The sequence below is a fragment of the Burkholderia sp. MSMB1835 genome (assembly GCF_001526365.1).
In the GTDB taxonomy this organism is placed as follows: Bacteria; Pseudomonadota; Gammaproteobacteria; order Burkholderiales; family Burkholderiaceae; genus Burkholderia.
Genome location: NZ_LOYP01000042.1, coordinates 360,129 through 384,678, shown reverse-complemented (window position 1 = coordinate 384,678; position 24,550 = coordinate 360,129). Strand labels below are relative to the sequence as shown.

Below are 24,550 nucleotides of genomic sequence, written 5' to 3'. Positions count from 1 at the left end.
CGGCCAGAGCCTGATCACGGTAATCACGGGCTTGCGCTGGCCTCCCGAACGAATTTCTCCGAACAGAGAGGCGTGAACGCGCCCTAGCGAGGCCCGTCGCCCGCGCGCTCGGCCAGCGCCGCCCGCATCGCGCGCACGATCGCGTCCCGATGCGGGTCGATCCGCTCGACGGGCCCGGCCACGCCCATCGCCAGCGGCAATCCGTTCCAGCCGTCCGCGATCACCATCGAGATCATCGCGGCGCCCTGCGTGACGGTGTGCGCCGAATAGGAATAACCGAGCCGGCGGGTCTGTTCGACCTTGTCGAGCACGACGTCCTCGTCGATCGTCCTGCCCGACTTCCCGATCCGGCGGATGCTGCGCGACACGAGCCGGCGGATCGCGCTGTCCGGCTGAATGCTCAGCAGCGCCCAGCCGAGTCCCGACATGCAGATCTCGCGACGCGTGCCGATCGGCGCATAGAACTGCACCGGAATCGAGTGCGAGCCTTCGACCGCATCGATGTACTGCACGTACAGGTCGCTCTGCACCGCGATCACGACCGCCTCGTGCGTGCGCGCCGCCACCCGCTTCGCGACGGCATGCCAGTGCCGCCGGCTGCCGGCCGCCGAATCGACCAGCGCTTCGCCGAGATTGACGAGCCGCGCGGTAGGCGCATACGCGTGCGTCGCGTCGTCGTACGCGAGGTAGCCGAGCGTCTTCATGCTGGTCAGCAGCGCCGCCGCGCTCGACCCCGGATACCCGCAGCGCGTGGCGATCTCGCGCACGCTCAGCGGCCGCTGCAAGGTGCTGAAGAGTTCCAGCACCTCGAACACGCGCGCTGCGCTCTTGACCACATTTCCGCTCATCCCGCCTCTCCGCAGCGACCGGCGCAGGCCTTCCACGTATGTGGAACGGAATTTCCCGCCGCCAACCGTCGTGACGATACTAGGCTTCGGCCCGCGGCGTGAAGCCCCGCGGCACCGAACACACGGAGACACCATGGCAGCCTTTTTGATCCGTGAACGGCAGGGCGCGATCCTGACCGTCACGATGAACCGTCCCGACACCCGCAACGCCATTTCGGACACCGACGCGATCGACGCGCTGACCGACTGCTGCGACGAAGCGAACCGCGACGAATCGATCCGCGTGCTGATCCTGACCGGCGCCGGCACGACGTTCTCGTCGGGCGGCAACGTGAAGGCGATGCGCGCGTTCGCGGAAGCAGGCCCGCATGATCCCGCCGCGATCCGGACCAGCTATCGCCGCGGCATCCAGCGGCTCGCGCACGCATTCCAGCACCTCGAAGTGCCGGCCATCGCGGCGGTCAACGGCCCGGCCATCGGCGCCGGCACCGATCTCGCGTGCATGTGCGACATCCGCATCGCCGCCGAGCGCGCACGCTTCGCGGAAAGTTTCATCGCGCTCGGCCTCGTGCCGGGCGACGGCGGCGCGTGGTTCCTGCCGCGGATCGTCGGCGCGGCGGTCGCCGCGGAAATGTCGTTCACCGGCGACGCGCTGGACGCGCAGGCCGCGCTGCGCTGCGGGCTCGTGTCGCGCGTCGTGCCCGATGGCGACCTCCTCGCGCATGCGCACGAACTGGCCGGCCGCATCGCCCGTCATTCCGGCACCGCGCTGCGCCTGACCAAGCGGCTGCTGCGCGAAGGCCGCCACGCGAGCCTCGACTCGCTGCTCGACCTGTCGGCGTCGTACCAGGCGTTCGCGCACGCCAGCCCCGAACATCGCGCGGCGGTGAACGCGTTGTTCGCCGCGCGCGGCTGAACCCGCGACGCATCGCGGCCGTGCAGCCGGCGCATGCCGGCTGGCCCGTCGAATCCACAACGAAGGAGACATCGTCATGACCAGCAACAACGAAGGCGCGCTCGCAGGCGTGCGTGTGGTGGACCTGAGCCGCGTCTATGCGGGGCCGTTCTGCGCGCAAACGCTCGCCGACCACGGCGCGGACGTCGTCAAGATCGAGCCGCCGCAAGGCGACGAAACGCGCGACTGGGGGCCCGCGATGCCGAGCGGCATCTCCAGCTACTACTGGGGTCTCAACCGCAACAAGCGCAATCTCGCGCTCGACCTGTCGCATCCCGACGGGCGCGACGTGCTGTTCCGCATGCTCGAGACGGCCGACGTGCTGATCGACAACTTCAAGCAGGGCACGCTCGAACGCTGGGGCATCGGCTACGAAGACTGCCTGCGCGCGCGCTTTCCGCGCCTCGTCCACTGCTCGATCTCCGGATACGGCACCGACGGCCCGCTCGCGCGGTTTCCGGGCTACGACGCCGTCGCGCAGGGCCTCGCCGGCTTCATGTCGATCAACGGCGAGCCGGGCGGCATGCCGCTCAAGGTGCCGTTTCCGGTCGTCGATTACGCGGCCGGCCTGAGCGCCGTCTCGACCATCCTGATCGCGCTCGTCGAGCGGACGCGCTCCGGCCTGGGGCAACACGTCGACATCGACTTGTTCAGCACCGCGCTGTCGATGCTGCACCCGGTCAGCACGAGCTGGATGGCGACCGGCGACGTGCCCGTCGCGACCGGCAACGTGTACGGCGCGATCGCGCCGTACGGCGTCTATCCGTGCAAGGACAAGCCGGTCGCGACCGGCGCCGGCAACAACCGTACGTTCGCGCGGCTCGTCGAGGCGCTCGGCGTGCCCGAGCTGGCGCGCGATCCGCGCTTCGCGACCAATGCACAGCGCGTCGCGCATCGCGATGCGCTCGACACGCTGCTCGGCCGGTTGACCGCCGAACTGCATGCCGACGACGTCGTCGAGCGACTGCTGCACGCCGGCGTCGCGACGGGGCCGGTCAACACCGTGGCCGATGCGTTCGGCCATCCGCAGGCGGCGCGCAACGCGATGTTCGTCGATACCGATACGTACACCGGCGCGGGCATCCCCGCCAAACTGTCCCGCACGCCCGGCGCGATCCGCCGGCCGCCCCGGCCGTTCGCCGCCGACACCGACGCCGTGCTCGACGCATTCGGGATCGATGCGGCGCGCCGCGACGCGTTGCGGCAGGCGGGCGTGCTGCACGACACGCGGGCGGACGCCGCCGGGAGCGCGTCATGACCACCCCGCGCTCGTTTTCCTCGCTGACGGACGATGCCCCGTCGATCCTGCGTGACGACGCCGACGGCATCGCATGGCTGACGATCCATCGCCCGCACGTCGCCAATGCACTGTCTGCCGAAGCGATCCGTCGCCTGTGCGAAGAACTCGTCACGCTCGACGACAACCCGTCGATTCGCGTCATCGTGATCCGCGGCGCGGGCGAACGCGCGTTCAGCGCCGGCGTCGACCTCGGCGATCCCGAGATACGCGGGATGCAGCCGATGCGCGGGCTCGCGCGCAACGTGCACGAGCTGATCCTGGAGCTGCGCAAGCCGACCATCGCGGCCATCAACGGCTACGCCATCGGCGGCGGCTGCGAAATCGCCCTCGCGTGCGATCTGCGAATCGCCGCCGATCACGCGACCTTCGCGCTGCCCGAAGCGCGGGTCGGCATGGGCGCGAACTTCGCGAGCGTGCTGCTGCCGCGCATGTTGCCGCGCGCGATCGCGATGGAGCTGCTGTTCACGGGCCGCCGCTTCGATGCGGACGAAGCGCGGCGCGCCGGCCTGCTGAACCGCGTCGTGCCCGGCGCCGCGCTCGACGACACCGTGCGCGAACTGGCGCTGACGATCGCCGCGAACGCGCCGCTCACGATCCGCCGCATCAAGGAAACCGCGACGCGCAGCCAGGGGCTGCCGGTGGCCGCCGCGCTGCGGCTGGACGTCGGCCTCGACGTCTACGCGAGCGAGGACCGGATCGAGGGCGCCCGCGCGTTTCTCGAAAAGCGCAAGCCGGTGTTCAAGGGACGCTGAGCCCGGCACGGCATCGCGGCCCCTCCGCGCGCACCGCTCCCAGAACGCGGGCGCGCCCAAAAAACATGGACGGAGACACCTTCATGCAACGGAAAGCATTCCTGGTCGGCGTGTGCGTGCTGTGCGCCACGTCGGCGCACGCGTCGTCGGTCACGCTGTACGGGATCGTCGACAGCTACGTCGAACTCGATCGCATCGGCAGCCTGTCGAGCGTGCGGCAAAGCGGCGGCGGCTCGTCGACGAGCCGCTTCGGACTGACGGGCGTCGAGGATCTCGGCGGCGGCACGTCGACGAAATTCGTGCTGGAAAGCGGCTTCTCGCCGGCCGACGGATCGTTCCAGGGCGGCACGCTGTTCTACCGGCAGGCGTACGTGTCGCTGCGGAACACGCGCTACGGCGACCTGCGGCTCGGCCGGCAATACACGCCCGCGTTCTACGTCGTGTACGACGGCGACCCGTTCGGGCTCAACGAACGGATGTCGCCGCTCGCGCTGCTCGCGACGTCGACGGACACGATCACGAGCAACACGACCCCGCCGATTCCGCGCTTCAACCAGGCGGCGTCATATCTGAGCCCCGACTGGAACGGCCTGCGCGTGATGGCCACGTACGGCTTTCCGACGCCGAATGCGCTATCGACGCAGGCCGGACGCAACTACGGCGCCGGGCTTCAGTACCGGATCGGCGGGCTCTACGTCGGCGCCGGCTTCCAGGGCGATACGTCGTCCGGCAGCCTGGCGCCCGTCGTCGCCCCGTCGACGACCCGCCACTACGTGTTCGCGGCCAATTACGCGTTCGCGCGGGTCAAGCTGTACGCCGCGTTCCTGTACGGCGTCGGCACGGCGGCGCGGCTGCCCGCGTTCTCGACCGCGAGCGTCGGCGCGTCGATCGACGTCGGCGCGCTCGATCGCATGCTGGTGTCGCTCGTGCGCCGCGACGTGAAGGGCTCGGCGAACGATGCGACCGCGCTCGGCGTCGGCTACGACCATCCGCTGTCGAAGCGGACGTCGCTCTACGCACGCTATCTCTACATGAAGAACGGCGGCGACGCCCGCAACACCGTCGTCGCCGGTCTGCAACCGCATCCGGGCGGCACCGAGCAGGTGTTCGCGCTCGGCATCTCCCACCGCTTCTGACGGAGTGCCCATGACCCCGACCCTTTCGACCCGCCCGAGCGCCGTCGACGACGGTGCGCCGCAGGCGCTCTACCGCCGGATCTCGCGCCGGCTGCTGCCGTTCCTGATCCTCTGCTACACGCTGTCGTTCATCGACCGCATCAACATCGGCTTCGCGCACGCGCAGATGGCCGCCGAACTGCACTTCTCCGACGCCGTCTACGGGCTCGGCGCGGGCATCTTCTTCATCGGCTACATGGCGTTCGAGATTCCGAGCAACGCGTGGCTCGCGCGGATCGGCGCGCGCCGGACGATCGCCCGGATCATGGTGCTGTGGGGCCTCGGCTCGGCCGCGACGATGTTCGTCGCGACGCCCGCGCAGTTCTACGCGTGCCGCTTCCTGCTGGGCGTGTTCGAGGCCGGCTTCTTCCCCGGCATCCTGTTCTATCTCGGCGCGTGGTATCCGCCGCGGCAACGCGCCAAGGCGTTCGCGCTGTTCATGACCGCGCTGTACCTCGCGGGGCTGATCGCGGGCCCCGTGTCGGGCGCGATCCTGTCGTACTTCGACGGCGTGGCCGGCCTGAGCGGCTGGCAATGGCTGTTCGTCGTGGAAGGGCTGCCGAGCAGCGCGCTCGGCCTCGTCGCGCTGCGCTTTCTCGACGACCGGCCGGACGACGCACGCTGGCTGTCCGACGCCGACAAGGCCGCGCTGCGCGCCGCGCATGCGCAGGCCGAAGCCGGTACGCCGGCCGCGCACGCGGCGCAGCCGTTGCTCGCGCATCGCGATTTCTGGCTGCTGTGCGCGGCCAATTTCGCGATCGCGGCCGCCGGCTACGCGCTCGTGTTCTGGATGCCCGTGATCCTGCATCGCGGCGGCCTGCATGGCGCGATGCAGATCGGGCTGCTGTCCGCGCTCCCGTATCTGTGCGGCATCGTCGGCATGCTCGCGATGGGCTGGCGCACCGAGCGCCGGCGCGAATGGCGCAAGCACGGCGCCGTCGCGATGTTCGCGTGCGCGGCGGCGCTCGCCGCTCTCGCGACCAGCGCCGGCACGTCGCATCTGATGATCGCGCTGTGCATCGCGGTCGCCACGCACGCCGCGGCGCTGCCCGCGTTCTGGGTGCTGCCGGGGCTCGCGCTGCCCAAGCGTGCGATGGCCGTCGCGATCGCGGCGATCACGATGACCGGCGCGATCGGCGGGTTCGCGAGCCCGTTCCTGATGGGCGTGCTCAACACGGCCACCGGGTCGATGCGCAGCGGGCTCTATTTCAATGCCGCGCTGCTGGCGGCCGGCGCGCTCGCCTTGCTCGGCACGCTGCGCGCCCGCGCGGCGGCGCACGCGAACGCCGGCTGACGGCGCGACTTCTTCCTCCCCTGTACGGACCCACCCTGATGAATTTCGAACTCGAACTCGAACACCGGATGATCCGCGACCTCGTCGCACGTTTCGTGAAGGACGAACTGATTCCGCTCGAAGCGGCGGTGATGGCGCGCGAGGCCGACGGCCAGCGCTTCGGGCTGCTCGCCGACGAGCGCGCGCACCTCGACGCGCGCTCCCGGCAACTCGGCCTGTGGGGACTCGACGCACCGCTCGACGCGGGCGGCTCGGATCTGCCGGCCGTCGCGATGGTCGGCGTGAACGAGGCGATCGGCACGACCGTCACCCCGTACATCCTGCCGCCCGATTCGCCCAATCTGCGAATGCTGTGCGACGCGGCCGACGATGCGCAACGCACGCGCTATCTCGAACCGTACGCACGCGGCGCCACGCGTGCGGCGATGGCGATCTCCGAGCCCGGCGCCGGCTCCGATCCGGGCGCGCTGTCGACGACGGCCGTGCGCGACGGCGACGGCTGGGTGCTGAACGGCCGGAAGATCTGGATCAGCCACGCGGCCGAAGCCGACTGGACGATCGTGATGGCGCTGACCGATCGCAACAAGGGCAAGCGCGGCGGCATGTCGGCGTTCATCGTCGATCGTGGCACGCCGGGCTTCGTCATCGAGCGCCGGATTCCGATGATCGGCGGGCTGTCGACCTACGAGATCGTGCTCGAAGACTGCCGCATTCCCGCAGCGCAACTGCTGGGCCGGGAAGGCGCCGGCTTCGCGCCGATGCAGGCCCGGCTCGCGAACCGGCGGCTGGAGATGGCCGCATGGTGCATCGGCCGCGCCGAGCGCGCGGTGGCGCTGCTGTGCGACCATGCGAAGCAGCGCACGACCTTCGGCGTGCCGCTCGCGGAGCGTCAGGCGGTCCAGTGGTGGGTCGCCGACGCGCTCACGCAGATCCACGCATGCCGCCTGATGACCTACGAAGCGGCCGCGCGCGTGGATGCCGGGCAGGATGCCCGCACGCAGATCTCGATGGTCAAGGTGTTCGCGACCGAAATGGCGTGGACCGTCATCGATCATGCGATGCAGACGCTCGGCGCGATGGGCATGACGAAGGAAATGCCGTTGCAGCAGATGGCCACCGAGGCGCGACTGATGCGCATCTTCGAAGGCCCGACCGAGGTGCACCGCTGGGTCGTCGCGCGTAGCGTGCTGTGACCGCGGCGCGCCGCCCACTTCCACGATGGAGCCTGCATTGAAGACCCTGCATCTCGTCGATCCCGAAATCCGCCCGCTGCTCGAGACCTGGCCGACCGTCACGCTCGACGCCGACAACCTCGCGCAGTCGCGCCGGCGCGTGCTGCCGCTGCCGGCGCCCGACCCGGCCGGCAGCACGCTCGAACGCCGCACGGTGCCCGGCCCCGCCGGCGCGCCGGACGTCCCGGTCCTCGTCTATCTGCCCGACGGCCACGCGCGCCCGCTGCCGGCGATCGTCCACCTGCACGGCGGCGGCTTCGTGCGCGGCGCGGCGAGGGATCTCGAAGCGGTGCACCGGTCGCTCGTGACGCAGCTCGGCTGCGCTCTGATCTCGGTCGACTACCGCCTCGCGCCGGAAACCGTGTTTCCCGGCGCGATCGAGGACTGCTATGCGGCGCTCGCGTGGGTGTTCCGTCACGCCGACACGCTCGGCCTCGACGCCGCGCGGATCGGCGTGGCCGGCGAAAGCGCGGGCGGCGGGCTCGCCGCCGCGCTGGCGCTGCTGGCGCGCGACCGCGGCGAATTCCCGCTCGCGTTCCAGCACCTGATCTATCCGATGCTCGACGATCGCACCTGCACGCGCACGCCGCATCCGCATGCCGGCGAATTCATCTGGCATGCGGCCAACAACCGGTTCGGCTGGACCGCGCTGCTCGGTCATGCGCCGGGCATCGACGGCGTGTCGCCGTACGCGGCGGCCGCGCGCGCCACGCGGCTCGACGGCCTGCCGCCCACGTTCCTGTCGGTCGGCTCGCTGGACCTGTTCCTCGACGAGAATCTCGACTATGCGCAGCGCCTGCTCCGCGCGGGCGTGCCGACCGAGCTGCACGTGCTGCCCGGCGGCGTACACGGGTTCGACATCGTGCCCGGCGCGCGCATCTCGGAAACGGCACGCCGCCTGAGCCACGACGCGCTGCGCCGCTTCCTGCACGGCTGACGAAAACGACGCGGGCGGCCGAAGCCGCCCGCATCCGCGCCGGTACCGACGACGATCAGAACGCGTCGCCCGGCACACGCACCCAGCCTTCCATCAGCACGCGCGCGCTGCGGCTCATGATCGCCTTCGTGACGGTCCACTCGCCGTTTTCCCGTTTCGCTTCCGCACCGACGCGCAACGTGCCCGACGGATGGCCGAAGCGCACCGCGTTGCGTTCGCCGCCGCCCGCCGCGAGATTGACGAGCGTGCCCGGAATCGCCGCGGCCGTGCCGATCGCGACCGCCGCGGTGCCCATCATCGCGTGATGCAGCTTGCCCATCGACATCGCGCGCACCAGCAGGTCGACGTCGTCCGCATTCACGCGCTTGCCGCTCGAGGCGACGTAATCTGCCGGCTTCGCGACGAACGCGATCTTCGGCGTGTGCTGTCGCGTCGCGATTTCGTCGAGCGTGTCGATCAAGCCCATGCGCAACGCGCCGTGCGCGCGGATCGTCTCGAACTTCTCGAGCGCCTTCGCGTCGCCGTTGATCGCGTCCTGCAGCTCGGTGCCCGTATAGCCGATCGCTTCCGCGTCGACGAAGATCGTCGGGATGCCCGCGTTGATCATCGTCGCCTTCAGCGTGCCGACGCCCGGCACGGCCAGATCGTCGACGAGGTTGCCGGTCGGGAACATCGAGCCGCCCGCGCCTTCTTCCTCGGCGGCCGGGTCCATGAATTCGAGCTGCACTTCGGCGGCCGGGAACGTGACGCCGTCCAGCTCGAAGTCGCCCGTCTCCTGCACCGCGCCGTTCACGATCGGCACGTGAGCGACGATCGTCTTGCCGATGTTCGCCTGCCAGATCCGCACGGTCGCGACGCCGTCGCGCGGCACGCGCGCCGGATCGACGAGGCCGCCGGCGATCGCGAACGGGCCGACGGCCGCGGACAGGTTGCCGCAGTTGCCGGTCCAGTCGACGAACGCGCGGTCGATCGCGACCTGCCCGAACAGGTAGTCGACGTCGTGGCCCGGCCGCGTGCTCGTCGACACGATCACCGTCTTGCTGGTGGACGACGTCGCGCCGCCCATCCCGTCGATCTGCTTGCCGTACGGATCGGGGCTGCCGATCACGCGCAAGAGCAGCGCGTCGCGCGCGGCGCCGGGCGCCTGCGCGGCATCCGGCAGATCCTGCAGCCGGAAGAACACGCCCTTGCTGGTGCCGCCGCGCATGTAGGTCGCGGGAATCCTGATTTGAGGAATATGAGCCATGTCTGTGTTCTCAATGTGCGTCGTTCAGGCGGCCTGCGACGATTCGAGGAAGTCCTGCGCGAAACGCTGCAGCACGCCGCCGGCCTCGTAGATCGACACTTCCTCGGCCGTATCCAGCCGGCACGTCATCGGCACCTCGACACGCTCGCCGTTCCTGCGGTGAATCACGAGCGTCAGGTCGGCGCGCGGCGTGCGCTCGCCGATCACGTCGAAGGTCTCGGTGCCGTCGATGCCGAGCGTCGTCCGGTTGGTGCCCGGCTTGAACTCGAGCGGCAGCACGCCCATCCCGATCAGGTTGGTGCGGTGGATCCGCTCGAAGCCTTCGGCGGCGATCGCCTCGACGCCCGCGAGCCGCACGCCCTTCGCGGCCCAGTCGCGCGACGAGCCCTGGCCGTAGTCGGCGCCGGCGATCACGATCAGCGGCTGCTTGCGATTCATGTACGTCTCGATCGCTTCCCACATCCGCATGACCTTGCCTTCCGGCTCGACGCGCGCGAGCGAGCCCTTCTTCACCGCGCCGTCGACGACCGCCATCTCGTTGATCAGCGTCGGGTTCGCGAAAGTTGCGCGCTGCGCGGTCAGGTGGTCTCCCCGGTGCGTCGCGTACGAGTTGAAGTCTTCTTCCGGCAGGCCCATCTTCGCGAGGTACTCGCCGGCCGCGCTGTTCGGCAGAATCGCGTTCGACGGCGACAGGTGGTCGGTCGTGATGTTGTCGCCGAGCACCGCGAGCGGGCGCATGCCCTTCAACGTGCGCTCGCCGGCCAGCGCCCCTTCCCAGTACGGCGGGCGGCGGATGTACGTGCTCTGCGCGCGCCAGTCGTAGAGCGGCGCCGCGCGCTCGCCGGCGTCGGCGCCGCGCGCGAACATCGGCTCGTAGACCTTGCGGAACTGCTCGGGCTTCACGCTCGACGCGACGATCGCATCGATCTCCTCGTCGCTCGGCCAGATGTCCTTCAGCGTGACGGGCTGGCCGTTCGGGTCGTGGCCGAGCACGTCCCGCTCGATGTCGAAGCGGATCGTGCCGGCGATCGCATACGCGACCACGAGCGGCGGCGACGCGAGGAACGCCTGCTTCGCATACGGATGAATGCGGCCATCGAAGTTGCGGTTGCCGGACAGCACGGCCGTCGCGTACAGGTCGCGATCGACGATCTCCTGCTGGATCTTCGGGTCGAGCGCGCCCGACATCCCGTTGCAGGTCGTGCACGCGAACGCGACGATGCCGAAGCCGAGCTTCTCGAGTTCCGGCAGCAGGTTCGCTTCTTCCAGATACAGCTCGACCGCCTTCGAGCCGGGCGCGAGCGAACTCTTCACCCACGGTTTGCGCGTGAGGCCCTTCGCATTCGCGTTGCGCGCGAGCAAGGCCGCCGCGATCACGTTGCGCGGGTTGCTGGTGTTCGTGCAGCTCGTGATCGCGGCGATGATCACCGCGCCGTCTGGCATCTGGCCCGGCTGCTCTTCCCACTGGCCGGCAATGCCGCGCGCGGCGAGATCGGACGTCGGCAGCCGCTTGTGCGGGTTCGACGGGCCGGCCATGTTGCGCACGACGCTCGACAGGTCGAACGTCAGCGTGCGCTCGTATTGCGCGTTGCTCAGCGTGTCGGCCCACAGGCCCGCCGTCTTCGCATACGTCTCGACCAGCTTCACCTGCTCGTCGCTGCGGCCGGTGAGGCGCAGGTAGTCGATCGTCTGGCCGTCGATGAAGAACATCGCGGCCGTCGCGCCGTATTCGGGCGCCATGTTCGAGATCGTCGCGCGATCGCCGAGCGTCAGGCTCGCCGCGCCTTCGCCGCGGAACTCCAGGTACGCGCCGACCACCTTTTCCTTGCGCAGGAACTCGGTCAGCGCGAGCACCACGTCGGTCGCGGTGATGCCGGGCTGGCGCTTGCCGGTCAGCTCGACGCCGACGATGTCGGGCAGGCGCATCCACGACGCGCGGCCGAGCATCACGTTCTCGGCTTCGAGGCCGCCGACGCCGATCGCGATCACGCCGAGCGCATCGACGTGCGGCGTGTGGCTGTCGGTGCCGACGCAGGTGTCCGGGAACGCGACGCCATCCTGCGCCTGGATCACCGGCGACATCTTCTCAAGATTGATCTGGTGCATGATGCCGTTGCCCGGCGGGATCACGTCGACGTTCTCGAACGCCTTCTTCGTCCACTCGATGAAGTGGAAGCGATCCTCGTTGCGGCGATCCTCGATCGCGCGGTTCTTCGCGAACGCGTCGGGGTCGAAGCCGCCGCATTCGACGGCGAGCGAGTGGTCGACGATCAGTTGCACGGGCACGACCGGGTTCACCTTCGCCGGGTCGCCGCCGCCGTCCGCGATCGCGTCGCGCAGGCCGGCGAGATCGACGAGCGCCGTCTGCCCGAGGATGTCGTGGCACACCACGCGCGCCGGGAACCACGGGAAATCGCGTTCGCGCTTGCGCTCGACGATCTGCTTCAGCGACTCGGCGAGGATCGCCGGATCGCAGCGGCGCACGAGGTTTTCGGCGAGCACGCGCGACGTGTACGGCAGCGTGTCGTAGGCGCCGGGCGCGATCGCGTCGACCGCGGCGCGCGCGTCGAAGTAGTCCAGCGACGTGCCGGGCAGGGGTTTGCGGTAGGCGGTATTCATGATGTGGGGCGGGAATTCGGGGTATGACGCGCCGCGCGCGCCGGCCGCCCGCCTCGCGGGCGCCGGTGCGCGCGGCGGACGTGTCAGCGCTTCTCGATCGGCACGAACTGCAGGTCTTCCGGGCCCGTGTAGTTCGCGCTCGGGCGGATGATCTTGTTGTCGATGCGCTGCTCGATGATGTGCGCGCTCCAGCCCGACGTGCGCGAGATCACGAACAGCGGCGTGAACATCGCGGTCGGCACGCCCATCATGTGATACGACACCGCGCTGAACCAGTCGAGGTTCGGGAACATCTTCTTCGCGTCCCACATCACCGATTCCAGGCGCTCGGCGATGTCGTACAGCTTCAGGTCGCCCGCTTCCTTCGACAGCTTGTGCGCGACGCCCTTGATCACCTTGTTGCGCGGATCGGAGATCGTGTAGACCGGATGGCCGAAGCCGATCACGACTTCCTTGTTCTCGACGCGGCGGCGGATGTCGGCTTCGGCGTCGTCCGGCGAGCTGTAGCGGCTCTGGATCTCGTACGCGACTTCGTTCGCGCCGCCGTGCTTCGGCCCGCGCAGCGCGCCGATCGCGCCGGTGATCGCCGAGTAGATGTCCGAGCCCGTGCCCGCGATCACGCGGCCGGTGAACGTCGACGCGTTGAATTCGTGCTCCGCGTACAGGATCAGCGACGTGTGCATCGCCTCGACCCACGACTTCGACGGCGTCTTGCCGTGCAGCAGGTGCAGGAAGTGGCCGCCGATCGAGTCGTCGTCGGTTTCGGTTTCGATGCGCTTGCCGTTGTGCGAGAAGTGATACCAGTACAGCAGCATCGAGCCGAGCGACGCCATCAGGCGGTCCGCGATGTCGCGTGCGCCCGGCAGGTTGTGGTCGTCCTTCTCCGGCAGCACGGTGCCGAGCACCGACACGCCCGTGCGCATCACGTCCATCGGGTGGGCCGACGCCGGAATCTGTTCGAGTGCGGCCTTCAGCGCGCTCGGCAGGCCGCGCAGCGCACGCAGCTTGGTCTTGTAGGCAGCCAGTTCGGTCAGGTTCGGCAGCGTGCCGTGCACGAGCAGGTGCGCGATTTCCTCGAATTCGCACGATTCGGCGACGTCGAGAATGTCGTAGCCACGATAGTGCAGGTCGTTGCCGGTCTTGCCGACCGTGCACAGCGCGGTGTTGCCGGCCGTCACGCCCGACAGCGCCACCGACTTCTTCGGCTTGAATGCGCCTGCGGCGGCCGGTGCTGCTGCGTCTTTCGTCTCGCTCATGTTTCCGTTCTCCAATGGGGATCTATCTCGGCCGGGGCCGGCGCTGCGGCGCGCCCCGGCTTCATGCAATGCGTTCCGGGAACCGCGTCCCGGCGCGCGGGCGCATTACTTCTTGCCCTGCGCGAACAGTTCGTCGAGCTTGCGCTCGTATTCGTGATAGCCGAGGAAGTCGTACAGCTCGGCGCGCGTCTGCATCGTCGGCACGGCTGCCTTCTGCGTGCCGTCGCGGCGCAGCGTTTCGTAGAAGTTCAGCGCGGCCTTGTTCATCGCGCGATACGCGCCGCAGCAGTACAGCGCGATGTCGACGTTCGCCTCGCGCAGCTCGTCGACCGTAAACAGCGGCGTCGAGCCGAATTCGGTCAGGTTCGCGAGGATCGGCACCTTCACGGCCGCCTTGAAGCGACGGTAGTCGTCGAGCGTCTTCATCGCTTCCGGGAAGATCATGTCCGCGCCGGCTTCGACGTACGCGACCGCGCGCTCGATCGCCGAATCGATCCCTTCGGCGGCGGCCGCATCGGTGCGCGCCATGATCACGAACTGATCGTCGGTACGCGCATCGACCGCGGCCTTCACGCGATCGACCATTTCCTCGGTCGGCACGACTTCCTTGCCCGGGCGGTGGCCGCAGCGCTTCTGGCCGACCTGGTCCTCGAGGTGCACGGCCGCGACGCCGGCGTTGATGAACGAGCGGACCGTGCGCGCGATGTTGAAGGCGCCGCCCCAGCCCGTGTCGATGTCGACCAGCAGCGGCAGGTCGGTCGCGTTGGTGATCCGGGTCGCGTCGATCAGCACGTCTTCCATCGTGCTGATGCCGAGGTCGGGGATGCCGAGCGAGTTCGCCGCGACGCCGCCGCCCGACAGGTACACGGCCTTGAAGCCGACGGCCTGCGCCATCTTGGCCGCGTACGCGGTGATCGCGCCGACCACCTGCAGCGGCTGCTCCGCCGCGACTGCCGCGCGGAACTTCGCGCCGGCGCTCTGAAGATGCGTATTGCTCATGAACGGCCTCCTGATGGAATGCCCGATAACAGCAAGGACCGGGCCAGCGTGCGAAACGTCGCTAACTCACTGATTCTTAAGCAACCGCCGAGGGCGTTGCATCGGTCGCTCATTTCAATTCGGCAATTTCATGTTTCAAAAATGAAATCACACGCGCATAATCGGCCGTCATGGACCTCACTTCGACCAAGCCCGTCGGCCCGGCCGACCGCGCCGTGCGCCCGCGCATCTGGGCGATGGGCATCAGCCGCCTGCGCGACCTGTTTCGCGAGATCGCCGGCGAATTCGACGAACGCGCCGACGTGCGCATCGTGACGCGCGCGTACGAGGACGCGCTGAGCGCGATCGCCGAGGCCGGCGCCGCGCGGCCCGACGTGATCGTCGCGGCCGGCTCGAACGGCGGCTTCCTGAAAACGCGCGCGCAGGTGCCGGTGGTGGTCGTGTCGCCGACCGGTTTCGACGTGATGCAGGCGCTCGCGCGCGCAAGGCGCGACGCATCGCGGATCGCGCTCGTCAGCGCCGGCGAAACGCCGCCCGAGGTGCGCCGCTTCGTCGCCGCGTACGGCCTCGACGTGCAGTTTGCGTCATATCAGTCCGCGCAGGAAGCGGAAGCCTGCGTGCACGACCTGCGCGATCGCGGCATCGAGACGATCGTCGGCCCGGGCCTCGTCACCGACCTCGCGGCCAGCGCCGGCATGGGTGCAGTGTTCCTGTATTCGCATGCGTCGGTGCGCAAGGCGGTCGAGACGGCGCTCGAAGTCGCATATGCGACGCACGCCGAGGCATTCCGCCGCCAGCGGCTCGACACGCTGCTGCAGCACCTGCGCGACGGCGTGGTCGCGCTCGACGCGCACGGCCGCGTCGAGGCGATCAACGAACGGCTCGCGTCGGCGCTCGGGGTCGAACCGGCGGCGGCCGTCGGTCGCGCGCTCGTCGACCTGCGGCCCGAGCTGCGCACACTGCGCGGCGAAGACGGCGACGCGCTCGCGACGATACGCGGCGTGCGCTACGTCGTGCATCGCGGGCCGCTGGTCGATCGCGGCGTCACGTCGGGCAGCGTGCTGACGTTCCAGGAATCGCGTGCGGTCGAACGGCTCGATCGCGCGTTGCGTTCGCAACCGACCACGCAGCAGTTCGCCGCACGCTACGCGCTCGACGACGTGGTCGGCGCATCGGCGCCGATGACGCGCGTGCGCGATCTCGTGCGCCGCTACGCGAAATCCGACGCGACCGTGCTCGTGCTCGGCGAAAGCGGCACCGGCAAGGAAATGATCGCGCAGAGCCTGCACGCGCTGTCCGCGCGGCGCAACTATCCGTTCGTCGCGGTCAACTGCGGCGCGTTTCCGGAAGCGCTGCTCGAGAGCGAACTGTTCGGCTATGAAGAAGGCGCGTTCACCGGCGCGCGGCGCGGCGGCAAGACCGGCCTGTTCGAGGCCGCGCACCGCGGCACGCTGTTTCTCGACGAGATCGGCGAGATGCCGCCGTCGCTGCAGAGCCGGCTGCTGCGCGTGCTGCAGGAGCGCGAGGTGATCCGCCTCGGCTCGACCGAGCCGATCCGCATCGACGTGCGCGTGATCGCCGCGACGCACCGGCCGCTGCTCGCGGCCGTCGAGGCCGGCACGTTCCGCGCGGATCTCTATTACCGGCTCAACATCCTGAACGTGGGCCTGCCGCCGCTGCGCGAGCGCGCGGCCGACATTCCCGCGCTCGCGGCGACGCTGCTCGTGCAGGCCGCACGGCGCGAGCCGCGTCTCGCCGAACGCGTGCGCGACACCGACGACGCGCTGCGCGTGCTCGACGCGACGCAGGCGACGCTCGCGCGCTACCGCTGGCCCGGCAACGTCCGCGAACTGCAAAACGTGGTCGAGCGGATCGCGGTGGAACTGGCCGAGGAAGTCGACGAAGGCGATCCGGGCGCCGCGTGCGCGGCGCTCGCCCCCGGCGCGCTGCAGGCGATCGCACCCGAGCTGTTCGCCGCGCCGCCCGACGCGGCCGACGCCGATGACGCACAAACGCTGCATGCGCGCCGCCGTCGCGCGGAAGCCGACGAGATCCGCGCGGTGCTCGACGCGTGCGGCGGCGACCGCGACCGCGCGTGCGCGATGCTCGGCATCAGCAAGACGACGCTGTGGCGGAAGTTGTCGGCGAAATAGGTTCGGGCCGCCCCGTCATTCGGCCTTGTGATAGTGGCGATACGCCTTCGCGCGATTGCCGCACGACGACATCGAGCACCAGCGTCGGCTGCCGTTCTTGCTGTCGTCGATGAACAGCCACTGGCATGCATCGTTCGCACAGCGCTTGACCTTCGCGAGCCGCGTGCCGCCGAGCAGGTCGATCGCCGACCACAGCACCGGGCTCAACAGCCCCGCGAGCGTGGCGCCCGACGCGTCGATCCGCCACGCATAGCGACCGTCGACGCGCGCCAGCGCAACGCGCGGCGACGCTTCCGCCAGAAAGCCGCCGAGCAGCGCGAGATCGGCATCCCGCGGCTCGCGCTGCTCCGCCTGGGCGTGAAACAGCCGGTATAGCGCCTCGCGCAACGCGAGCGCCCGCGCGAGCATCGTCGGCGCGTCGCCCGTCCCTTTCCCTTCGCCGGGCACGCGACATGCGTCGGCCAGCCCGGCCGGTACGCCGGCCTGTTCGCGGCACCACGCCAGCAGGTCGTCCAGCGTGCCGAAGGTTTCCGTCGGCGGGTCGCTGCCGCGCCAGTACAGCGTGTTCGCGAAATCGAGGCTCAGCGTTTCGGGCGGCGCCGGGATCAGGCAGTCCGTCGTGACGGAAGGTTGCGTTTTTCTCATGACGCGATCGTATCTAACCACCATGTCGGTTGACAAGCGCCCGAGCGATTTCTAACATAACCAGCATGGTGGTTAAAAACAGGTTGACTGCACCCGCTCCCCCTTCGACTCAAGGAGACACAGATGATCGATCGTCTTTCGTTCAGCGTTATCCACAAGCCCACCGGCCGCACGTACGACGACATCGCGCTCGGCGCGTTTCGCTACAAGCGGTTGGCATGGTGTCTATAAGCAGGTTCGCCGCACTGACGTCCCCCCTCAGTTCAAAGGAGCCACAGATGATCGATCACCTTTCGTTCGGCGTTGCACACATCGACCGCAGCCGCACCTTCTACGACAGCGCGCTCGGCGCACTCGGCTACAAGCGTCTGTATAGCGACGACGGCGCCATCGGGTACGGCACGACCGAGCCCGAACTGTGGTTGCAGCACGCGGCTCGCCCCGTCGTCGCCGATCCCGATTCGGGGTTGCACCTGTCGTTCAAGGCCGCGTCGCCGGTCGAGGTCGACGCGTTCTACCGCGCCGCGCTCGAGCATGGCGGCAAGGACAACGGCGGGCCCGGCAAGCGCGAGCACTACGGCCCCGGCTATTACGCGGCGTTCGTCGTCGATCCCGACGGGTATCGGCTCGAAGCGCATTGCGAGCTCGACAACGTCGTCTGATCCGCTTCGTCCGGCCCCGGACGAACGACAAAGGCCCGATTCCGCATCGCGCGGAACCGGGCCCATGGTTTCGGTTACCTCGTCGTTCGGCGCGCGCCGGTCGCGGCGGCGGTCATGCCGACGGGTCGGGTAGCATGGCCGGCGCGCGGGTGGCGGCATGCTCCAGCCGCCCGCGCCGCTCACCCGCTTATTGCGCGTTGCGCGTGCTCTGCAACTGCTCGCCGAGCCCTTCGATCCCGAGGCGCACCACCTGGCCGGCCTTCAGGAACACCGGCGACGGCTTGATGCCCATGCCGACGCCCGGCGGCGTACCGGTCGTGATCACGTCGCCCGGCTGCAGCGTCATGCAGGTCGACAGATACGCGATCAGTTGCGCGACCGTAAACACCATCGTGCGCGTGTTGCCGCTCTGATAACGGTGGCCGTCGACTTCGAGCCACAGGTCGAGACGCTGCGGATCCGGCACTTCGTCGCGCGTGACGAGCCACGGGCCGAGCGGGCCGAACGTGTCGAAGCCCTTGCCCTTGTCCCACTGGCCGCCGCGCTCGAGCTGCCATTCGCGCTCGGACACGTCGTTGACGACGCAGTAGCCCGCGACGTAATCGAGCGCGCGCGCTTCGTCGACGTCCTTGCACGTCGCGCCGATCACGACACCCAGTTCCACTTCCCAGTCGGTCTTGACCGAACCCTTCGGGATATCGATGCCGTCGTTCGGGCCGCAGATCGAACTCGTCCACTTGCCGAATACGACCGGCTCCTTCGGCACCGCCATGCCGGCTTCGGCCGCATGGTCGGCATAGTTCAGGCCGATGCCGATGAACTTGCCGACGCGACCGACGCACGCGCCGATGCGCGGCTCCCCGGACACGAGCGGCAGCGTGGCGGGATCGATCGCGCGCAGCCGCGCGAGACCCGCGTCGGACAGCACATCGCCGGCAAGATCCGGCACGTGCGCGGACAAGTCGCGAATCCGGCCGGCCGCGTCGAGGATGCCGGGCTTTTCCTGGCCGGACGGGCCATAGCGAAGCAGTTTCATCGTGCTTAACCTCTGTTGTCGAATGGGACAGGATACCGGCCGACGCGGCCTTTCGCGGCCGCGCGCCGGACGGGTCGTCGATCGTCGAGTGCACGCGTCGGCGCCGCCTGCGGCATGCCGTCGACGCGCGAGCGTCGCGCGGGCGCAGCGATCGCGGCGCCGTACGACGGTACGGCGCGCATCGAACGGGCGGCCGCCGGTCTGCGCATCGGCGACGACGGCCCGGCATCCGCGACGCGTGCCGGCCCATGCCGGCCGGCTGCACGCGCGGCCGCGCCGTCGCTGGCCCGCAAGCCTTTGTACCATCGGCCGCGCGCCGTGAATTGACGCGCGACGGATACCGACTATTGGTGCGCCTGCCGGCGCTGCGGCGCAGCACCCGCCGCACCCGCGTCGATCGATCGGCCGCCGTTCGCGGCAGCGCCTGCCATCGGTGCATGAATACTGGCTATTCGGGGTGCCCCTGTCATCGAAAACGTTTGCCCATCCGTTCTTGTTCGGTAACGATCGGTAAAAAGACGCTGCATTGCACACTGTATGTTTATTGCTAAGCTCGCACGGATGGCTTCCATCGCCATCCGCGCGGCCGCCCTATCCGCGTGCAGAACCGGCCAGCGTGCGTCGCCAACCGATCGACGGTAATCCCCCAACCTCACACCGACAATGCAGACAACCAACGACCCGCTTCCCGGCTGCGACGCACGGGAATCGATGGCCGCTATCGACCGCTATCGCGCACCCGCGCTCGACAAGGGCCTCGACATTCTCGAACTCCTGTCCGAGCAGAAGGAAGGACTCACCCGCACCGAAATCACGAAGGAGCTCGGACGTAACGCGAGCGAAATCTACCGGATGCTCGAACGCCTCGTCGCGCGCCGCTACGTGATGCGCTCGACCGGCGGCGACCGCTACACGCTCAGCCTCAAGCTGTTCGCGCTTGCGCACCGGCATCCGCCGATGAACCGGCTGATCGCCGAGGCGCTGCCGCCGATGCAGCGTTTCGCCGATGCAGCCGAGCAGTCGTGCCACCTGTCCGTCTACGATCGCGGCAACCTGCTCGTGATCGCGCAGGTGGACGGGCCCGGCCCGTGGGGCGTGTCGGTCCGGCTCGGCTCGCGCGTCGGCCTCGCCGATACGGCGTCGGGCTGCATGATGCTGGCGTACCAAGGCCCCGAGCAACGCGCGCACATGCTGGCCGAGCACTGCAAGGTCAAGGGCGAGGCGCCGCTGAACGAGCAGGAGCTCGCGAATGCGTGTCAGTCGATCCGGCAGTCCGGCTATCTCCGCCAGGACAGCCGGCAAGCGTATGGCGTGACCGACCTGACCGTGCCGATCCTCGGGCCGGCCGGCCACGCGATCGCGGTGCTGACGTGCCCGTACATGCGCCGCATCGATGCGCACATGGCGCCGTCCGTCGACGTGGTCGTCGACGCATTGCGCGATACGGCCGCTTATCTGTCGATGTGCCGCACCGAGACCTGCTGACGCGCGGGTTACCCGACAAAATGCACGGGGCACGGCGCGGCGGCGCCGGCTCCGGGTGTGCGCGACGCCCGTGCGGTGCCCGATGCGCGATGTCGCATCGGGCGCCCGCGGCGCTACGCTAGAATAGCGGCCCTCTCAAAAACTACGGCGGCCGGTTGTCGCGACCGTCGTGTCCGATGGATGTCATGGCCAAACTTCTGAACGATCAAGAATTCCAGCGTTTCTCCGAACTTCAGCAGAAGCAGGCAAGCTTCACGATCACGCCCGAGGAAGCGGACGAGTTGCGCGATATCGTCGCGCGCGCGCAGAAAAAGCGCGACGATCGTGCCGCCGCAATGCAGGCGATCGAAAACTACATCGAGCAGTTCGACATCACGCCCGACGAACTCTTCTCGCCCGAGCAGATCGGCGACGCGGCGCGCACCTACGGGCTCATCACGGCGACCAAGAAGGAACGCACGCTGCCGCCGTCGATCACGTTCAACGGCAAGCCGTACCAGTGGACCAAGACGCTTCCGGACGACGTGCGCGGCGCACTGTTCGACGCATTCACGTCCGGCGAGTCGGTCAAGCGCTTCATCGCGATGCCGAAAGACACCGCGCGCTGTGCGCTCACGATCGCCCGCCTCGAGCGCGAAACCGGTGCAGTCTATGCCGATGCGCACCTCGAGGAACTCGCGATTTCGCGCGACCAGGTGAACGACGCGGCGGCGAAACTCGCTGCGTGAATGTAATCGCGGGCACGGTTCCTGCGTGCCCGCACCCGCGCGTCACGCCGGCACGGGCCGGCGCCGCGCCCACGGGAGCCGCGCGTTCGCATGCTCCCGAAAAAGCTCACCTGAGCATCCCGCAAGCGCTCACCACGGTCTCCCGAAAAGCCTCACCCGAGACTCGCGAAACGCTCACTGACGGCTCCCGAACGTCCTCACCCATCGCTCCCGCAAGTGCTCACCGAAGCCTCCCGGAAAGGCTCACCGGCCTCTCCCGCAGGTGCTCACCGACCGTTCCCGGGAGAGCTCACCGAACGCTCCCGTATCGGCTCACCATGCTGCCCCGGAAAAGCTCACTCGCCGCTCCCGAAAAGTCTCACCTTGGCGACGGCGTTGAAAACGCGAAGCCGGAGTGCGGTAGCGAATGCTTGCAGGCGCATCGGTGGAAACGGCTGCAGCGGACGAATATCGCAGCACGCCATGCATGCGTCGCGGTATCGCTGCGACCGACAGGTCCGACACGTTGCCGGGCGCCATGCTTCAAGGCCGGCTCAAACGATTTGCATTCCTTATTTAGCGTGCGGCATGGCGAAATGTTCGGACGCGTCGGCGCCCTGCGTTGCCCCAAGCGCCAGACCTGAAACCGACGCCTACGGCTGCAATTTCATCCTGAAACCCACGACGCCAGGCTCCTCCGTCGTCGACACCGCAAACCCGCACGATTTCGCGAGCGAGATCATCGCCGAATTCTCGCGCAGCGCCTCGCCGACCATCCACGCGGTGCCGCGCGAGCGCGCGTAGTCGATGATGCGGGTCATCATCAGCCGGCCGAGCCCCTTGCCCTTTTGATCGGGCCGCACCGCGATCGCGAACTCCGCCGTCTCGTTGTCGGGATCGGCGACTGCACGCGCGACCGCGAGCGTGTGGTCGCGGCCCGACACATCGGTGAAGGACACGATGAAAGCCATCTCACGGTCGTAATCGATCTGCGTCATGCGCGCCACCTGCGAATGATCGAAGCTGCGCACCGCGCCGAAGAAACGCATCCGCAGATCTTCCGGCGTCATCGCGCCGAGCAGCTCGTTGTGAGCGGCCTCGTCTTCCGGACGGATCGGACGGATCGTCACCGTCTCGCCACGCCACTCGAGCGTCTGCTCGAGGTGCCGCGGATACGGCATGATCGCGAGCCGGCTGCGCCCCGAAGCCAGCGTGATGCGCGGCGCGACCACCCATGTGCGGTCGGGCAGCACGCGCAGCGTGACCGACATCGCAACGACTTCGCGCACGTCGCACACGACTTGCGACAGTGCCGTCAGCGCATCGAGCGTCGGCTCGACGGGCGTGCTGCGCGCATACGGCGAACGCTCCATCACCGCGCGGGCGAGCACCGTGTTCAGCGGCGGCAGGCCGTAGACGACGAACGGCGCCGATACGCCATCGGCCGGTGGCACCGCATAGCGAAACACCGGACCGAAGTTCGAATCGTCGTACATGTCGACCGTGATGTCGACGACCTTCTTGCCGGCCGGTTCGTCGGGCTGCTCGCCTTGCAGACCGAAACGGGACAGCCAATGCAGCGCGGCTTCGCCGGCCAGTTCATGCTGACCGGCTTCGACCATGCGGCGTGCGTCGGCCTGGGCGGACGCCACGCACTCGGCCGGCTGCGGCGGCGTGCCCTCCGGCGTCTGCATCAGCAACTGGCGCCCGAGGTTGTAGTCGACGAGACGCGCATAGGCGCGTGCGAGCCGCTGCGGCGTCGTGTGCACCGGAATGCCGTTCGCGTGCAGCGCGTCGCGCGTCGCCGCGTCGACCGCGCCGAAGAAACACGCGAGGATGCCGCGATGCGCATGCTGCCGCGCGTCGATCAGCGTGCGCGCGACCGAATCGGCCGGCGCGCTGTGCGAAGTGGAATGAACGACGAACAGCGTGCCCGTCTGCGGAAACGGGGCGAGCGCCTTGATTGCCGCGGCAAAGTGCTCGGGGCGCGCATCGTCGCCCAGCGTGAGCGGGTTGCCGGGCGCCGCGAGGTGCGGCAGCGCGGCCGCGACGGCCGACGTTGCCGCGGGCGACCAGTCGGTCAGCACGTCGCGCACTTCGGCGACCGCATCGACCGCGAGTTTCGCCACGCCTGCATCGCTCGTCACGAGCGTCGCCGCGCCCCGCGCGGTGACGCGGCCGACGCCGAGCGTCTCGATTTCGTCGAGCAGATCGTCGAGCGCATCGACGCGCACCATGCCCGCGCGCTGGAACGCCGCCGTGTAGAGCGCATCGCCGGGATCGGCACGGCCGGTGCGCAACGCGAGCACCGGCTTGTTGCGTGCGGCCGCGCGCGCCGCCGACATGAACTTGCGCGCCGCGCGCACGGTATCGAGCTCGAGCAGGATCGCGCGCGTGCCGGGATCGCTCGCCAGATAGTCGAGGACGTCGCCCGCATCGACATCGGATTCGCTGCCGAGCGCGACGACATGCGAAAAGCCGAGGCCCCGCGCATCGGCCCAGCCCAGCACCGCGTTCGTCAGCGCATTCGATTGCGACACCCAGGCGACACCGCCCGATCGCGCCGTATAGGCAGGCGCGCCGAAATGCGCATGCCGCGCGGGCGACGACACGCCGAGACTGCCGGGCCCGACGATACGGAGCACGAACGGCTTCGCCGCCTTCAGCGTGCGATCGACCGCAGCGCGATCGGCCTCGGTGCGCGCCTCGCCGACAATCACCGCGACGCGCGTGCCGAGCTCGCCCAGCTTGCGCACGATGCCGGCCCAGGTCGCGGGCGGCGTGCAGATCACGGCAACCGACGGCGGCGTGGGCAGCCGGTCGACATCGGAGACGACCGCATGCCCGTCCAGCTCGCGATATTTCGGATTGACCGGCCACACGGGCCCCTGGAACGCGCCGTCGAGCACACGCGACCACACCATCGCGCCGATACTGCCCGCGCGCGACGACGCGCCGACGATCGCCACGGACCTGGGCTGGAACAACGCATCGAGATGGCGAACGGTCACATCGGCTCCCTGCGGTGACGAAAGACGACACGATCGGCATGCGGCCACGCAGGCCGTGCGCCGATCGACGCGAACTCCAAGCATAGGCGAAGCGCCCGCGACTGCCTATATGCCGAACGGCCGACTATTCGACGGCCGTCAATGCTCGCACCATGGACGGCAACCCACGCTGCCCGGCGTCGCAGCGCCAGTTCTTCGCGCGATGCACGCAGCGCGGCACGTCACGCGGCACGACGCT

General features: G+C 69.0%; 19 protein-coding genes. 11 read left to right on the top strand and 8 right to left on the bottom strand.

Translation table 11 applies throughout. From position 1 onward, the window contains the following. Positions 1-83 precede the first annotated feature (83 nt). Complete coding sequence (locus tag WS96_RS17970) at positions 84-848, bottom strand: IclR family transcriptional regulator (RefSeq protein WP_059834242.1); 765 nt, start codon at positions 846-848, stop codon at positions 84-86. A 133-nt stretch (positions 849-981) separates the two neighbouring features. Between WS96_RS17970 and WS96_RS17965 the strand changes: the two genes are divergently transcribed. The 7 genes from WS96_RS17965 to WS96_RS17935 all read left to right on the top strand — a co-directional run bounded on the left by WS96_RS17965 (position 982) and on the right by WS96_RS17935 (position 8,493). After that, positions 982-1,764 carry a crotonase/enoyl-CoA hydratase family protein gene (locus WS96_RS17965; RefSeq protein ID WP_059499494.1) on the top strand — a complete coding sequence of 261 codons (783 nt, stop codon included), beginning with the start codon at positions 982-984 and terminating at the stop codon, positions 1,762-1,764. Positions 1,765-1,840: 76 nt separating this feature from the next. Further along, on the top strand, positions 1,841-3,061 hold the full coding sequence (locus tag WS96_RS17960; RefSeq protein WP_059834239.1) for a CaiB/BaiF CoA transferase family protein: 1,221 nt from the start codon (positions 1,841-1,843) through the stop codon (positions 3,059-3,061). After that, positions 3,058-3,855 carry an enoyl-CoA hydratase/isomerase family protein gene (locus WS96_RS17955; protein ID WP_082720290.1) on the top strand — a complete coding sequence of 266 codons (798 nt, stop codon included), beginning with the start codon at positions 3,058-3,060 and terminating at the stop codon, positions 3,853-3,855. Before WS96_RS17960 ends, WS96_RS17955 begins: the two co-directional genes overlap by 4 nt. Positions 3,856-3,938: 83 nt before the next feature. Continuing rightward, on the top strand, positions 3,939-4,991 hold the full coding sequence (locus WS96_RS17950) for a porin (protein WP_059834237.1): 1,053 nt from the start codon (positions 3,939-3,941) through the stop codon (positions 4,989-4,991). A gap of 10 nt (positions 4,992-5,001) precedes the next feature. Next, positions 5,002-6,324 (top strand): MFS transporter, encoded by a 1,323-nt coding sequence (locus WS96_RS17945; protein WP_059834235.1) that lies wholly within the window; start codon positions 5,002-5,004, stop codon positions 6,322-6,324. 38 nt (positions 6,325-6,362) lie between these two features. Further along, on the top strand, positions 6,363-7,517 hold the full coding sequence (locus tag WS96_RS17940; protein ID WP_059780131.1) for an acyl-CoA dehydrogenase family protein: 1,155 nt from the start codon (positions 6,363-6,365) through the stop codon (positions 7,515-7,517). Positions 7,518-7,554: 37 nt separating this feature from the next. Further along, complete coding sequence (locus WS96_RS17935; protein ID WP_059834532.1) at positions 7,555-8,493, top strand: alpha/beta hydrolase; 939 nt, start codon at positions 7,555-7,557, stop codon at positions 8,491-8,493. A gap of 55 nt (positions 8,494-8,548) precedes the next feature. Here the strand turns inward: WS96_RS17935 and prpF are convergent, their stop codons facing one another. The 4 genes from prpF to prpB all read right to left on the bottom strand — a co-directional run bounded on the left by prpF (position 8,549) and on the right by prpB (position 14,613). Then, the gene (prpF, locus tag WS96_RS17930) at positions 8,549-9,739 is read right to left on the bottom strand and encodes a 2-methylaconitate cis-trans isomerase PrpF (RefSeq protein ID WP_059834233.1); all 1,191 of its coding nucleotides are present in this window, start codon (positions 9,737-9,739) and stop codon (positions 8,549-8,551) included. A gap of 24 nt (positions 9,740-9,763) precedes the next feature. Next, positions 9,764-12,358: a Fe/S-dependent 2-methylisocitrate dehydratase AcnD gene (gene acnD / locus WS96_RS17925; RefSeq protein WP_059834231.1), complete on the bottom strand. Its 2,595-nt coding sequence runs from the start codon at positions 12,356-12,358 to the stop codon at positions 9,764-9,766. 83 nt (positions 12,359-12,441) lie between these two features. Next, positions 12,442-13,614, bottom strand: coding sequence for a bifunctional 2-methylcitrate synthase/citrate synthase (gene prpC / locus WS96_RS17920; protein WP_006491569.1), 1,173 nt, complete (start codon positions 13,612-13,614; stop codon positions 12,442-12,444). A 105-nt stretch (positions 13,615-13,719) separates the two neighbouring features. Next, a complete protein-coding gene (gene prpB / locus WS96_RS17915) occupies positions 13,720-14,613 on the bottom strand; it encodes a methylisocitrate lyase (protein ID WP_059834228.1) in 894 nt (297 codons plus the stop codon). A 170-nt stretch (positions 14,614-14,783) separates the two neighbouring features. Between prpB and prpR the strand changes: the two genes are divergently transcribed. After that, on the top strand, positions 14,784-16,766 hold the full coding sequence (gene prpR, locus WS96_RS17910; RefSeq protein ID WP_059834226.1) for a propionate catabolism operon regulatory protein PrpR: 1,983 nt from the start codon (positions 14,784-14,786) through the stop codon (positions 16,764-16,766). A gap of 15 nt (positions 16,767-16,781) precedes the next feature. Here the strand turns inward: prpR and WS96_RS17905 are convergent, their stop codons facing one another. Continuing rightward, positions 16,782-17,435: a CGNR zinc finger domain-containing protein gene (locus tag WS96_RS17905; RefSeq protein ID WP_059834224.1), complete on the bottom strand. Its 654-nt coding sequence runs from the start codon at positions 17,433-17,435 to the stop codon at positions 16,782-16,784. Positions 17,436-17,689: 254 nt separating this feature from the next. Here WS96_RS17905 and WS96_RS17900 point away from each other — a divergent pair, with 254 nt between their 5' ends. Continuing rightward, positions 17,690-18,073, top strand: coding sequence for a VOC family protein (locus WS96_RS17900; RefSeq protein WP_034205930.1), 384 nt, complete (start codon positions 17,690-17,692; stop codon positions 18,071-18,073). 187 nt (positions 18,074-18,260) lie between these two features. Here WS96_RS17900 and WS96_RS17895 read toward each other — a convergent pair whose 3' ends face one another. Further along, the gene (locus WS96_RS17895) at positions 18,261-19,109 is read right to left on the bottom strand and encodes an ureidoglycolate lyase (protein WP_059834222.1); all 849 of its coding nucleotides are present in this window, start codon (positions 19,107-19,109) and stop codon (positions 18,261-18,263) included. 663 nt (positions 19,110-19,772) lie between these two features. Here WS96_RS17895 and WS96_RS17885 point away from each other — a divergent pair. Next, entirely contained in the window at positions 19,773-20,594 is an 822-nt protein-coding gene (locus WS96_RS17885; RefSeq protein ID WP_059826281.1) for an IclR family transcriptional regulator, read from the top strand. 176 nt (positions 20,595-20,770) lie between these two features. Further along, positions 20,771-21,322: a hypothetical protein gene (locus WS96_RS17880; RefSeq protein ID WP_034205926.1), complete on the top strand. Its 552-nt coding sequence runs from the start codon at positions 20,771-20,773 to the stop codon at positions 21,320-21,322. Positions 21,323-21,954: 632 nt separating this feature from the next. Here the strand turns inward: WS96_RS17880 and WS96_RS17875 are convergent. After that, positions 21,955-24,312 (bottom strand): GNAT family N-acetyltransferase, encoded by a 2,358-nt coding sequence (locus WS96_RS17875; protein ID WP_059834218.1) that lies wholly within the window; start codon positions 24,310-24,312, stop codon positions 21,955-21,957. Between the last annotated feature and the right edge of the window lie 238 nt (positions 24,313-24,550).